General features: G+C 74.8%; 11 protein-coding genes and 1 pseudogene. 6 read left to right on the top strand and 6 right to left on the bottom strand.

What is annotated here, in order from left to right; all coding sequences use genetic code 11:
- Window positions 1–401: 401 nt before the first annotated feature.
- From carA to pyrR, 4 genes and pseudogenes are all read right to left on the bottom strand, one after another.
- Window positions 402–1,496 (bottom strand): annotated as a pseudogene (gene carA, locus ACLFMI_RS01690) (glutamine-hydrolyzing carbamoyl-phosphate synthase small subunit); the annotation flags it as partial.
- Window positions 1,497–1,504: 8 nt separating this feature from the next.
- Window positions 1,505–2,797, bottom strand: a complete 1,293-nt coding sequence (locus ACLFMI_RS01685) for a dihydroorotase (protein ID WP_410945893.1) — start codon at window positions 2,795–2,797, stop codon at window positions 1,505–1,507.
- A gap of 26 nt (window positions 2,798–2,823) precedes the next feature.
- The gene (locus tag ACLFMI_RS01680) at window positions 2,824–3,825 is read right to left on the bottom strand and encodes an aspartate carbamoyltransferase catalytic subunit (RefSeq protein WP_410945892.1); all 1,002 of its coding nucleotides are present in this window, start codon (window positions 3,823–3,825) and stop codon (window positions 2,824–2,826) included.
- Window positions 3,822–4,439 carry a bifunctional pyr operon transcriptional regulator/uracil phosphoribosyltransferase PyrR gene (pyrR, locus tag ACLFMI_RS01675; protein ID WP_410945891.1) on the bottom strand — a complete coding sequence of 206 codons (618 nt, stop codon included), beginning with the start codon at window positions 4,437–4,439 and terminating at the stop codon, window positions 3,822–3,824. The genes ACLFMI_RS01680 and pyrR overlap by 4 nt, the downstream gene beginning before the upstream one ends.
- Before the next feature lie 578 nt (window positions 4,440–5,017).
- Here pyrR and bldD point away from each other — a divergent pair.
- From bldD to ACLFMI_RS01660, 3 genes are all read left to right on the top strand, one after another.
- Window positions 5,018–5,509: a transcriptional regulator BldD gene (bldD, locus tag ACLFMI_RS01670; RefSeq protein ID WP_410945890.1), complete on the top strand. Its 492-nt coding sequence runs from the start codon at window positions 5,018–5,020 to the stop codon at window positions 5,507–5,509.
- Window positions 5,510–5,592: 83 nt separating this feature from the next.
- Complete coding sequence (locus tag ACLFMI_RS01665) at window positions 5,593–7,446, top strand: glycoside hydrolase family 15 protein (protein WP_410945889.1); 1,854 nt, start codon at window positions 5,593–5,595, stop codon at window positions 7,444–7,446.
- The gene (locus ACLFMI_RS01660; protein ID WP_410945888.1) at window positions 7,443–8,480 is read left to right on the top strand and encodes a glucose 1-dehydrogenase; all 1,038 of its coding nucleotides are present in this window, start codon (window positions 7,443–7,445) and stop codon (window positions 8,478–8,480) included. The genes ACLFMI_RS01665 and ACLFMI_RS01660 overlap by 4 nt, the downstream gene beginning before the upstream one ends.
- A 17-nt stretch (window positions 8,481–8,497) precedes the next feature.
- Here ACLFMI_RS01660 and nusB read toward each other — a convergent pair whose 3' ends face one another.
- Both nusB and efp read right to left on the bottom strand, forming a co-directional pair.
- Window positions 8,498–8,917 (bottom strand): transcription antitermination factor NusB, encoded by a 420-nt coding sequence (nusB, locus tag ACLFMI_RS01655; RefSeq protein ID WP_410945887.1) that lies wholly within the window; start codon window positions 8,915–8,917, stop codon window positions 8,498–8,500.
- Between the two features lies 1 nt (window position 8,918).
- A complete protein-coding gene (efp, locus tag ACLFMI_RS01650) occupies window positions 8,919–9,479 on the bottom strand; it encodes an elongation factor P (protein ID WP_410945886.1) in 561 nt (186 codons plus the stop codon).
- A 192-nt stretch (window positions 9,480–9,671) separates the two neighbouring features.
- Here efp and ACLFMI_RS01645 point away from each other — a divergent pair, with 192 nt between their 5' ends.
- From ACLFMI_RS01645 to ACLFMI_RS01635, 3 genes are all read left to right on the top strand, one after another.
- Window positions 9,672–10,364: a response regulator gene (locus ACLFMI_RS01645; RefSeq protein WP_410945885.1), complete on the top strand. Its 693-nt coding sequence runs from the start codon at window positions 9,672–9,674 to the stop codon at window positions 10,362–10,364.
- Window positions 10,333–12,444, top strand: coding sequence for an ATP-binding protein (locus ACLFMI_RS01640; RefSeq protein WP_410945884.1), 2,112 nt, complete (start codon window positions 10,333–10,335; stop codon window positions 12,442–12,444). Before ACLFMI_RS01645 ends, ACLFMI_RS01640 begins: the two co-directional genes overlap by 32 nt.
- Before the next feature lie 166 nt (window positions 12,445–12,610).
- The gene (locus ACLFMI_RS01635; protein ID WP_410945883.1) at window positions 12,611–13,276 is read left to right on the top strand and encodes a CPBP family intramembrane glutamic endopeptidase; all 666 of its coding nucleotides are present in this window, start codon (window positions 12,611–12,613) and stop codon (window positions 13,274–13,276) included.
- Window positions 13,277–13,286 lie beyond the last annotated feature (10 nt).

The raw sequence follows: 13,286 nt of genomic DNA, 5'->3' as shown, positions 1-13,286 counted from the left end.
ACGGCGGCCGGGCTGCCGCCGGGCGGGGTGACCGGGAGCCGGGTCGTGGCGTCACCCGTGTCGGCCGGCAGCGGCTCCTCGGGGCTGTGCGGCACGATCGGCGCCGCGCCTCCGGAGGACGGCGAGGGCGCCTCCGGGTGCAGGTCGACCGACGGGACCGCCGTCGACGACGGCGGCGCGGTCCCCGAGGGCTGCTCGGTCATCGCCGGCGCGGACGCGGCCGCCGGGAGACCCCCCGGGGCGACCGGCTCCGCCGGGGTCACCGGGGTCGGGGTGGCCGGGGTCGCCGACGGTGCGGCGGGGTCGCCGTCCGGCAGGTCCTCCGGCTGCGGGTAGGGCACCGGGGCCGCGCCCTCCGGACGCTGCCCGGCGACGCCGCCGTAGCCGACCGGGTTGTCGGTCATGAGCGTCACGAACCGGTCGAACAGGTCCGCGGCGTCGTGCGGGCCCGCGGCGGCCTCCGGGTGGTACTGCACGCTGAACGCCGGGAAATCGATCCCGGCCATGCCCTCGACGCAGCCGTCGTTCGGGCAGGTGTGGGTGATCCGCGCGCGGCCGTAGGGGGTGCCGAACTCCTCGCCCGGCTCGCCTGCGACGGCGAAACCGTGGTTCTGCGAGGTGATCGCGACCCGTCCGGTGGCGTGCTCGACGACCGGGATGTTGATGCCCCGGTGCCCGTAGCGGAGCTTGTAGGTGGACCGGCCCAGCGCGCGCCCGAGGATCTGGTTGCCGAAACAGATCCCGAACAGCGGGATCCGCCGCTCCAGCACCTGCCGGGTGAGCGCGACCGGACCGTCCGCGGTGGCCGGGTCGCCGGGGCCGTTGGCCAGGAAGAACCCGTCCGGGCGCAGCGCGTCGATGTCGGAGATCGTGCTCGACGCCGGCAGCACGTGGACCTCGATGCCGCGTGCGGCCATCATCCGCGGGGTGTTGAACTTGATCCCTACGTCCAGCGCGGCGACCACGAACCGGCGCTCCCCCACGGCCGGCACCACGTAGGGCTCCGCGGTGGTGACGGCTCCGTAGAGGTCGGCGCCCTCCATCGGCGGGCTCTGCCGGACCCGCTCGACCAGCGCCTCGTCGGCGGCGAGCGCCTCGCCGGAGAAGATCCCGGCGCGCATCGCGCCGCGCTCCCGCAGGTGCCGGACCGCTGCCCGGGTGTCGATCCCGGCGACGCCGACGACGCCTTGGCCGCGCAGCGCGTCCTCCAGCGATCCGGTCGAGCGCCAGTTCGACGCGCGCCGCGCCGGGTCGCGCACCACGTAGCCTGCGACCTGGATCCCGCCGGACTCGTCGTCCTCGCCGTTCCAGCCGGTGTTGCCGATCTGCGGCGCGGTCGCCAGCACGATCTGGCGGTGGTACGAGGGGTCGGTCAGCGTCTCCTGGTAGCCGGTCATGCCGGTGGTGAACACGGCCTCGCCCAGGGTCTGCCCGACGGCTCCGTACGCCTCGCCGCGGAAGATCCGCCCGTCCTCGAGTACCAGCACCGCGGTCATGGTCGTGCTCATCCCAGTACCTTCCCGTCCCGCGCGGTGATGCGCCCACGCAGCACCGTGGCGACCACCGTTCCGGGCAGTCGCATTCCCTCGTACGGCGTGTTCGCCGCCTTGCTCGCCAGGTTCGCGCCGCGGACCGTCCAGACGTCGTCCGGGTCCACCAGCGCGAACGTCGCCGGTTCGCCCTCCGCGATCGGGCGGCCCTGATCCGGCAGGTTCCCGATCTCGGCCGGGCGCTCGGCGAGCACCCGCGCGACGCCGTGCCAGTCCAGCAGGCCCGGTTCGACCATCGTCTCGACCAGCACCGACAGCGCGGTCTGCAGGCCCAGCATCCCAGGCTTCGCGGCCTGCCACTCGGTGTCCTTGTACTGCGCGGCGTGCGGGGCGTGGTCGGTCGCGACGACGTCGATCACACCCTCGGCCAGCGCCTCGCGCATCGCGCGGGTGTCGTCCGCGGTGCGCAGCGGCGGGTTGACCTTGTTCACCGGGTCGTAGGTGGTCAGCCGGCCGTCGGTGAGCAGCAGGTGGTGCGGGGTGACCTCGGCGGAGACCCGCACGCCCTGGGCCTTCGCGGTCCGCAGGACCTCGATCGTGCGGGCGGTGGAGATGTGGCAGACGTGCAGCTTCGCGCGCGCCTCGCGGGCCAGCGCGCAGTCCCGGGCGACGATCGTCTCCTCGGCGGTGGCGGGCCAGCCGGCCAGCCCGAGCCGGGACGCGACCGCGCCCTCGTGCGCCTGCGCGCCGCCGGTGAGCCGGTGGTCCTCGGCGTGCTGGGCGATCACCGCGTCCAGCGTCGAGGCGTACTCCAGGGACCGGCGCATGAGCAGCGGGTCGTGCACGCAGCGGCCGTCGTCGGAGAACATCCGGACCGCGGCCCGGGAGCCGGCCATCATGCCCAGCTCGGCCAGCCGCTCCCCGCCGAGGCCGACGGTCACGGCGCCGACCGGGTGCACGTCGACCAGGCCGAGCTCGGCCCCACGCCGCCAGACGTGCTCGACGACGACGTCCGAGTCGGCCACCGGGTCGGTGTTCGGCATCGCGAAGACCGCGGTGAACCCGCCCAGCGCGGCGGCCCGCGACCCGGTCTCGATCGTCTCGGACTCCTCGCCACCGGGCTCGCGCAGGTGCACGTGCAGGTCGACGAAGCCGGGCAGCAGCACGGCGCCCCGGGCGTCGAGCACCTCGGCGCCCGCGGGGGCGGTGAGCCCGGTCCCGATGGTCTCGACGACCCCGTCGGTGACCAGGACGTCGACCGGGTCCTCGCCGTAAGGCCGGACGTCGGTGATGAGCAGATCGGTCATGCTGTCTCGATTCACGCTGTCCCGACTCATTCGGCGGCTCCGGCGAGCAGGTGGTAGAGGACGGCCATCCGGACGTGCACGCCGTTGCGCACCTGGGCCAGCACTGCGGAGTTGGGGGCGTCGGCGACCGCCGGGGCGATCTCCATGCCGCGGATCATCGGACCGGGGTGCAGCACGGTGGCGTGCCCGGGCAGCAGCTTCGCGCGGTCCTCGGACAGCCCGTAGCCGATCGCGTACTCGCGTGCGGACGGGAAGAAGCCGCCGTGCATCCGCTCGGCCTGCACGCGCAGCATCATCACCGCGTCGGCGGCGGGCAGCTCGGCGTCCAGGGCGTGCGAGACCCGGCACGGCCACTGCTCCACCCCGGCGGGCAGCAGCGTCGGCGGCGCGACGAGCACCACCTCGGCGCCCAGGGTGGCCAGCAGCAGCACGTTCGAGCGCGCGACCCGGCTGTGCAGGACGTCGCCGACGATCGCGACCCGGCGCCCGGCGATCCCGCCCAGCCGGTCCCGCAGGGTGGCCGCGTCGAGCAGCGCCTGGGTGGGGTGCTCGTGCGTCCCGTCCCCCGCGTTGACGACGGCGGTGCCGGGACCGAGCGCCGGGTCCGAGCCGGAAGCGGAGCCGGTCGCGGTGTCGGGGCCGGTCGCGGTGTCGGTCGAGCGCTGGGCGTCCACCCAGTGCGCCAGCCGGTGCGCCGCACCGGACGCGGGGTGCCGGACGATCACGCAGTCGGCGCCCATCGCGGACAGCGTCAGCGCGGTGTCGCGCAGCGACTCGCCCTTGGACACCGACGAGCCGGAGGCGGACACGTTCACGGTGTCCGCGCTCATCCACTTGCCGGCGATCTCGAACGACACCCGGGTCCGGGTGGAGTTCTCGTAGAACATCGTGATCACGGTGCGGCCACGCAGCGTGGGCAGCTTGCGGACCTCCCGGCCGAGCAGTGCCTGGCGCAGCCGGTCGGAGGTGTCGAGCAGGGCGGTGGCGGCGCTCGCGTCGAGGTCGGCGACCGTGAGCAGGTGCCTCACGCCTCGTCCTCCCCGGTCTCCTGGGTGATCCACACGCCGTCGCTGCCGTCGATCTCGGACAGCGACAGCAGGATCTGCTCGGTGCGCGAGGTGGGGACGTTCTTGCCCACGTAGTCGGCACGGATCGGCAGCTCCCGGTGCCCGCGGTCGACGAGCACGGCCAGCTGCACGATCCGCGGGCGGCCCTCGTCGCGCAGCGCGTCCAGCGCGGCGCGGGTGGTCCGGCCGGACATCAGCACGTCGTCGACGAGCACGACCAGCTTGTCGTCCACCCCGCCCTCGGGCATCGCGGTGGACTCCAGCGCGCGGGCCGGGCCGCGGCGCAGGTCGTCGCGGTAGAGCGTGGCGTCCACCGACCCGACGGCCGGTGCGACACCGGCGAAGTCGGTGATCGCGGCGCCCAGCCGGTGGGCGAGATGGACGCCGCGGGTGGGGACGCCGAGCAGGACGAGCTCGTCCGGGTTGTCGGCACCGAACGCGGTCTTCTCGATGATCTGGTGCGCGATGCGCGCGATGGTGCGGGTGACGTCGGCGGCGGAGAGCAGTTCCCGGCCGGGATGCTGCTCCCGCCCGGAGTGCTGGGCACCGACGTCCCCGCGGCGATTCTGCGCCACGAGGATGTACTCCTTCCCCGCCTCACCGGACGGGTCTTAAAGGACGGTCGAGCGGTTCCCAACCTAGCAACCACGGCGGCCCGGCGATGGCCCGGCCGCGCCGGGTCACACAGCGACCCGGACCACACCGCGATCCCTCACAGGAGATCACGTTACGGTCACGATGCGCAGTCGGGCCGGTCGCAGCGCCCGACTGCTTGCGATACCCGCTTCTGCCCACCGTACCCACAGGGGCGAGTGCCCCGGCCGGTCCCCGGGTACCCAGCGCTACCGCTGACGAGGGATGAGCGCTGCCCCGTTCGTGTGGGAAAGCGCGCGTCAACCCCCCGAGCAGGGGGTCGAACTTGACCGCGCCGGACCGGACCCGGAGGATTACTCTCCGTATCAATCAGGGAACGTGCAGGTGTGCGGTGACGCACAGCGTCGGCCGGACGGACCGGACGGACCGGACGGCGTCGCCCGGACCGGAACCGGTGCCCCGGCCGGGGACCACCCACAGGGGCGACGACCCGGACCACCGGTGAGCAGGTGGCCGCCGGCGACCGGGCCGGCACGGACCGTCAGGAACGAGGGGATCGATGGGCGACTACGCCAAGGCGCTCGGGGGGAAGCTCCGGGCGATCAGGCAGCAGCAGGGGTTGTCGCTGCACGGGGTCGAGCAGAAGTCCGGGGGCCGCTGGAAGGCCGTCGTCGTCGGCTCGTACGAGCGTGGGGACCGTGCCGTGACCGTGCAGAAGCTGGCCGAGCTGGCCGACTTCTACGGGGTCCCGGTGGCGGAGCTCCTCCCCGAGGGGCGCATCCCGTCCGGCAGCGAGCCCGCGACCAAGATCGTGATCAACCTGGAGCGGCTGCAGCAGCTCCCCGCGGACAAGGTGGGCCCGCTGGCCCGCTACGCCGCGGCCATCCAGAGCCAGCGCGGCGACTACAACGGCAAGGTGCTCTCCATCCGCGCCGAGGACCTGCGCTCGCTCGCGATCATCTACGACATGTCCCCGGGTGAGCTGACCGACCAGCTCATCGAGTGGGGGGTGCTCCCGCCCGAGGCGCGGCCCGGCCACGGGGTCGGGTGAGGCGCGGGCGACGCACCGGACGCGTCCCAGGGGAAGGGTGACGCGCCCGGTGCCGAGCCCGGTTGCGCGGTAGCGTCGCCGCGATGGGATCCCCGCCCGGCCGCATCGAGGACTACGCGCTGCTCTCCGACCTGCGCACCGCCGCGCTGGTCGGCCGCGACGGCTCGGTGGACTGGCTCTGCCTGCCGCGGTTCGACAGCCCGTCCTGCCTCGGACGGCTGCTCGGCGACGAGCACGCCGGGTACTGGCGCATCGCCCCCACCGCCGAGATCACGCGGGTACGGCGGCGCTACCGCGCCAGCTCGCTGGTGCTCGAGACCGAGTTCGACACGGCCGACGGCACGGTCCGGCTGGTCGACTCGATGACCCCGCACCCGCACGACGACGACGACAGCCCCGAGCTGGTGCGCGTCGTCGAGGGTGTGTCCGGCACGGTCGAGGTGCGGGTGCGCTGGGTCGTGCGGTTCGCCTACGGCGAGGCGACACCGTGGGTCCGCACCCGGAACGGCGCCGTCACCGCCGTGGCGGGCCCGCACGCGGTGAGCCTGCGCGGCGACCCGCTGCCGGCCAAGGTCCCCGGCGAGCGCGCCCACGAGACCACCGTCGTGGTGCGCGCGGGCGAGCGCTACGCGTGGGTGCTGGAGTGGGCCGGGTCGGTCGACCACCCACCGGCGCCGGTCGACCCGTACGCCACGATCGACGCCACCGAGCGGTACTGGGCCGGGTGGATCTCCCGGGTGGACTACGACGGCCCGCACGCCGAGCTGGTGCGCCGCTCCCTGGTCACGCTCAAGGCCCTGACCTACGACCCGACCGGCGGCATCGTCGCCGCGCCCACCACGTCCCTGCCGGAGGTACCCGGCGGGCAGCGCAACTGGGACTACCGGTACTGCTGGCTGCGCGACGCCACGTTCGCCCTGCTCGCGCTGGACGACTTCGGCGCCCGGGAGGAGGCGGCGGCCTGGCGGCACTGGCTGCTGCGCTCGGTGGCCGGCGACCCCGCCGACGTGCAGATCATGTACGGCGTCGGCGGCGAGCGGCACCTGCACGAGTGGGAGGCCGACTGGCTGCCCGGCTACCACGGCGCCCGCCCCGTCCGGATCGGGAACGGTGCCCACCGGCAGCGCCAGCTCGACGTCTACGGCGAGGTGATGGACGCGCTGCACCTGGCACGGGAACGCGGCCTGGAACCCGACGCCGAGGCGTGGGCGCTGCAGCGCAGCATGGTGACCCACCTGGAGCAGATCTGGCAGCAGCCGGACAAGGGGCTGTGGGAGGTCCGCGGGCCGGACCGGTTCTTCACCCACTCCCGGGTGATGGTCTGGGTCGCCTTCGACCGGGCGGTCCGCGCCGTGCGCGACTACGGGCTGGACGGCCCGGCCGACCGGTGGGAGCAGCTGCGCGACGAGGTGCACGCCGAGGTCCTCGACCAGGGCTTCGACGAGGAGCTGGGCTCCTTCACCCAGTACTACGGCGGGACCGAGCTCGACGCGGCCACGTTGCTGATCCCGTCGGTCGGGTTCCTGCCCGGTGACGACCCGCGCGTCCTCGGCACGCTCGACGCGGTGAGCCGGGCGTTGAAGCGCGACGATCTGGTGGAGCGCTACACCACCGGGGAGGGCCCGTCGTCGGTGGACGGGTTGTCCGGCCGGGAGGGAGCGTTCCTGATCTGCTCGTTCTGGTACGTCGACGCGCTGACCCTGGCCGGGCGCCGGGAGGAGGCCGAGGCGATGTTCGGACGGCTGGCCGGACTGGTCAACGACGTGGGCCTGCTGGCCGAGGAGCACGACGGCGAGCGGTTCCTGGGCAACTTCCCGCAGGCGTTCTCCCATCTCGGGCTGGCCAACAGTGCCGCGCTGCTGTGGGGCAGCCGGTCCGGGGCCGGGCGCGGGCGGCACCAGCGGCACCGGGAGACCCGCTCGGAGGTGGCGTCGTGAAGGCGGCGACGCTGGTTCCCGGCGCGCCCGGGCACTCCCGGGTGTCCGACCGCGACGACCCGGTCCCCGGCGACGGGGAGCTGCTCGTCGAGGGGCTGCTCGTCGGGGTGTGCGGCACCGACCGGGAGGTCGTGCACGGCGGGCACGGTGAGCTGCCGCCGGGGGCCCAGGAGATGGTCGGCTTCCACGAGTCCCTGGGCCGGGTGCTGGACGCGCCGGAGGGCGGTGACCTCTCCCCCGGCGACCTGGTCGTCGGGGTGGTCCGCAGGCCGGACCCGGTGCCGTGCCCGCCGTGCGCGGCGGGCGAGTGGGACTTCTGCCGCAACGGACGGTTCACCGAGCGGGGCATCAAGGGCCTCGACGGGTACGGGGCGCAGCGCTGGACGGTGCCCGCCGCGTTCGCGGTCCGCGCGGACGACCGGCTGGGCGACCTCGCCGTGCTGACCGAACCGGCGTCGGTGCTGGCCAAGGCCTGGGAGCAGGCCGAGCGGGTCGGCTCCCGCGCCGTGTTCGACCCGCGCACCGTGCTGGTGACCGGTGCCGGGCCGGTCGGGCTGCTCGCGGCGCTGCTCGGGGTGCAGCGTGGGCTGGAGGTGCACGTGCTCGACCGGGTCACCAGCGGACCGAAACCCGGTCTGGTCCGTGACCTGGGCGCGACCTACCACAGCTCGCTGCCCGACGACCTCGCTCCGGACGTCGTGCTCGAGTGCACCGGGGCCGGCGCGCTGATCTTCGACGTGCTGGGCCGCACCGGGCCGAACGCGGTCACGGTGCTCACCGGGCTGTCCGGCTCGCACCGCACGGTGTCACTGTCGCCCGGGGCGTTCAACGACGAGCTGGTGCTGGACAACGACGTGGTGGTCGGCAGCGTGAACGCGAACCTGCGGCACTACCGCGCCGCGGCGGACGCGCTGGCCGCCGCCGACCCGTCCTGGCTGGCCCGGATGATCACCCGGCGGGTGCCGCTGGAGCGCTGGACCGAGGCACTCACCCCGGTCGACGACGACGTGAAGGTGGTCGTCGACCTGAGGTAGCGGCAGGGCTCGGGTAGCTACAGGGTGGCGCGCAGGTGCTCGGCGATGTCGGAGATCTGGCCGAGCACGCCGTTGACGTAGCGCGGGGAGTCGTCCGTGGACAGCGTCCGGGCCAGCTCGACCGCCTCGGTGATCGCCACCGGGTCGTCCACGTCGTCCACCCAGAGCAGCTCGTAGACACCGATCCGCAGCAGCCCGCGGTCCACGGCCGGCATCCGGTCCACGGCCCAGCCCTCGGCGTGCTCGGAGAGCAGCTGGTCGATCCGCTCCCGGTGGGTTGCCACGCCCTCCACCAGCCGGCCGGCGTAGTCCTGCACCGGCGGCGCGTCGTCGGTCTCGCGGCGCGCGGTCAGCACCTCCAGCGGTGCCTCGCCGCGCGCCTCCGACTCGAAGAGGATGTCCAGGGCCCGCTTGCGGGCCTTGGTGCGTGCGCGCACGTCAGCTCGTACGGCCGAGGTACCGGCCGTCCCGGGTGTCGACCTTGACCTTGGTGCCGGACTCCAGGAACAGCGGGACCTGGATCTCGGCACCGGTCTCCAGGGTGGCCGGCTTGGTGCCGCCGGTGGAGCGATCGCCCTGCACGCCCGGGTCGGTCTGGGAGATGACCAGCTCGACCGAGGTCGGCAGCTCGACGAACAGCGGCTCCCCCTCGTGCAGCGACACCTGCGCGATGGAGTTCTCCAGCAGGTACTTCGCCGCGTCGCCGACGGCCTTCTCCGAGATCGACAGCTGGTCGAAGGTGTCGCCGTCCATGAACACGAAGTCGGTGCCGTCGCGGTACAGGTAGGTCATGTCCCGCCGGTCGACGGTCGCCGTCTCCACCTTGGTGCCGGCGTTGAACGTCTTGTCGACGACCTTGCCGGACATGACGTTCTTCAGGGTGGTGCGTACGAACGCACCACCCTTGCCCGGCTTGACGTGCTGGAACGACGTCACGGACCACAGCTGGCCCTCGATGTTCAGGACCAGGCCGTTCTTCAGGTCGTTCGTGGTCGCCACGTGCGCGCTCTCCTGATCGGGTCGATGTCGCCGGTCCCCCGCCGGGCCCGTGGGCCCGGCCCCGGGAGGACGGGCGGCGCGGACGGGCACTCCGGTGCGGGTGCGCACCCGCCGCGCAGGGCGGTGCGCAGGTCCGGCTCAGCGTACCGGGCGGGTACCAGCGGTCCGGGCCGGGGCCGCCCGCGTGCCAGGATGGCGGACGTGAGCGTGCGGGTGGTGCTGGCCGACGATCAGGCGGTGGTGCGGGCGGGTCTGCGGACGGTGCTGGCGGCCGCGCCGGACATCGACGTCGTCGGCGAGGCCGCGGACGGCGGCGCGGCCGCCGAGCTGGCCGAGTCGCTGCGCCCGGACGTCGTGCTGATGGACGTGCGGATGCCGGGCACCGACGGGATCGAGGGCACCCGGCGGATCCGGGCCGTGCGCGACCCGGCGATCCGGGTGCTGGTGGTGACCACGTTCGACCTGGACCGGCACGTCTACGACGCGCTGCGCGCCGGAGCCTCCGGGTTCGTGCTGAAGGACGTCGAGCCGGAGGACCTGCAGGTCGCCGTGCGCACCGTGCACGCGGGCCACGAGCTCTTCGCGCCCTCGGTGACCCGCAGGCTGGTCGGCTCCTTCGTGCCCGCCGACCCGGCTCCGGACCACGGGCCGGCCGGCGCGCTGACCGAGCGGGAGCGCGAGGTGCTCGGGCTCGTCGCGGCCGGCCTGTCCAACGCCGAGATCGCCGACCGGCTGGTGCTCGGCCCGACGACGGTGAAGACGCACGTCTCGAACCTGCTCACCAAGCTCGACCTGCGGGACCGGGTCCAGCTGGTGGTGTTCGCCTACGAGCACGGACTGGTCGGGAACCCCGATGGACGCGCCGCCGACGCCGCCGGCGGCTGAGCCGCGCGTCCCCCGGCCCGGCCCGCTGCCCGGGTCGCCGGCCGTGGACGCGGCGCTCGCGGTGACGGTGCTGCTGGCCGCCCTGATGGAGGTCATCGCCGCCCGCGGCGACGGGGTCGCCACCGTCCCGAGCCTGCTCCCCGGCCCGGCCGGCGCGGTGGTCGGGACGCTGCTCGCCACCGCCCAGGCGGCGCTGGTGCTGCTGCGCCGCCGGCGCCCGCGCCGGGCGTTCGCGCTGCTGGCGGTGGTCGCGGTCGGCCAGTACGCGGCCGTCGGCGTCCCCGGGACCTACGTCTGGGCGGTGCTCGCGCACGCGGTCGGTCGCGCGCCGGGACGGGCGGCCGGGTGGCTGCTGGTGCCCTGGCTCGGCTCGCTCGCCGGGTACGCGCTGGTCGGGCTGCAGACGATCGGGGACCCGGGCACCGCCGCCGGTGCCGCGGTCGGCGGCGGAGCCGTGCTCGGGGTGTTCGTGCTGGCCGGCGGGGTCGCCGGGCGCTACACCCGGGCCACCGCCCGGCAGGCCGAGCGGGAACGCCGGGAGGCCGAGCGGGTCCGCCGGTCGGCGGCGCTGCGCACCGAGCGGGCCCGGATCGCCGAGGAGATCGGCCGCGGGGTGCTGACCGGTCTGCACCGGCTGGTGGACCGGACCCGGTGCTACGGCCCGGCCGCGCCCGAGGACGCGTCGCACCGCACCCCGCCGTCCGAGACCGAGCTGCGTGAACTGCGCGAGCAGGCCCGCTCGGTGCTGGCCGCGATGCGCCGGGTGCTCGGGGTCCTCCGCACCCCCGACGACCCGGACGCCCCGCCGAGGGCCACCGCTCCGCCGGATCCGGCCGGCGACCGGCGCAGGTTCGCCCTGCCGCTGCCGGACCGGGCCGGTCTGGTCGCGACGGCGGCGCTCCTCGTCGTCGCGCTGCCGCTCGCCGCGCTGCCGTACCCGACGGTCGGCGATCCGGCGGTCGATCGGGTCTTCGACACCTTCGACCTGCCGCTCGGGTCCGCGCCCGGGCTCCTCGTGGTCGCGTGTCAGTTCGCGCTGGTCGCCTGGTGGCGGACGGCGCCGGTGCCCGCCGTGCTGCTCGCCGGGGTCGGCACCGTGCTCGCCGCCGCGCTGGGTGCCACCAACGCGATCGCCGACGGGTCCTGGTTGCTGCTGGTGTGGGGGGCCTCGACGCAGGCCCGGCCCCGGTGGTCCGGCCCCGCGATCAGCGTCTCCACGCTGACCTGGCTGGCGGGCGCCCTCGTGTTCGGCTACCCGCAGAACACGGTCGGCGGCGCGGGCTTCCTCGCCCTGGCCTGCCTCGGGGCGCTGCCGCTCTGGATCGCCGGGATCCTGCTCCGCCGGCACCGGCGGGACGACGAGCGACGGCACCGGGACCTGGCCGAGGCCGGCAACCGGGACGCCGTGGCGCGGGAACGGCTGCGGATCGCCCGCGACCTGCACGACGTCGTCGCCCATCACGTCTCGGCGATCGCGGTGCAGGCCGGGGCGGCGCGGATGGCGACCGACCCGGACGACCGGGCCGCGGCGCTCGCGCACATCGACGACTCCGGCCGCCGGGTCGCCGCCGCGCTGCCGGAGCTGGCGGGGCTCACCCCCGAACCGGACGGGGTGGTGCTCGACGACGCCGGGGTCGGCCGCCTCCTCGCCGGGTCGCGGACGGCCGGGCTGCCGGTCACCGTGGACGTCGTCGGGACACCGGCCGAGCCACCCGGCGACGCCGAGCTGTTCGCCCAGCGAATCCTCACCGAGGCGCTGACCAACGTGCTCCGGCACGCCGGCCCCGCACCCACCCGGGTCCGGGTCGAGCACCGGCCGTCGGAGGTGTCGGTCGAGATCGTCGACGACGGCCCGGCCCCCGGTCACCGGCCGGACGGGCACGGCTCCGGGCTGGGTCTGGTCGGCATGCACGAGCGGGTCGCGCTGCTCGGCGGCGGCCTGCACGCGGGCCCAGACGGCGGCCCCGGCTGGACGGTCCGCGCGGTGCTGCCCCGGGCCCCGCTCGTCCGCGCGGACGAGGCGGTCCCGGCCCCGATCTCGTCCTCCGCGCCGATCCACGACAGGCGCCCGCAGCCCTAACCTCGGCATCACCGGCGAGGAGGGGCGGGGGCACACGATGATCGATCACACCGGGACCGATCGCACCGGGACCGACCACGGGGGAACGGTGGCGGGCGGGACGGCATCGGGGGGTGCGGTCCCGCCCGCACCGCGGGTGGGCGCCGGGCGTCCGCGCGGTCCGTCGGTGGGCTGGACCGAGCTGCTCGTCGCCGTCCCGCTCTACCTGGGCCTGAGCGTCGGGCTCGGCATCCTGCTGTTCCTCGGCACCGGCGGTCTCGACGGGCCGGGCGGGTTCCCGCCTGCCACGCCGGTGCTCGCGGTGACCGGTGCGGCCACCCTGGCCACGGTCCTCGGGGTGCTCGCGCTGCGGGTCCGGTGGCTGCCCGCGATCGGCCTGCGCCGGACGACGCCGGGCCTGCTGCTGGCCGGCGTCGCCGCCGGGCTCCTCTGCCGGGCGCTGGCGTCCGGGCTCGGCTGGGGCTACCAGCAGGTCACCGGGGACTTCTCGAACCCGCAGGCGTTCCTCGGCGAGGCACTCACCGGTGGCTCGCTGCTGGTCCTGTCCGGGGTGATGCTGACCGGCGCGGTCCTCGTGCCGGTCGCCGAGGAGCTGCTGTTCCGCGGGATCGGATACGGCGCGCTGCGCCGCTACGGGGTGTGGGTCGCGGTCCCGGCCAGCTCGGCGATCTTCGCGCTCGCGCACGGGATCAACGTCGTGCTGGTGATCGCGTTCCTGCTCGGCGTGGTCTGCGCGCTGCTCTACGAGCGCTCCCGCTCGATCTGGCCCGCGGTCGTCGCGCACGCGGTGTTCAACGCTTCCGGCTTCCTGATCGCCACCCTGTTCCTCTGAGCGAGTCGGG

The organism is Pseudonocardia nantongensis, assembly GCF_046546495.1.
Taxonomy (GTDB): Bacteria; Actinomycetota; Actinomycetes; order Mycobacteriales; family Pseudonocardiaceae; genus Pseudonocardia; species Pseudonocardia nantongensis.
The sequence above is the reverse complement of the archived record's forward strand: the minus strand, read 5'-3'. Positions and strand labels throughout refer to the sequence as shown.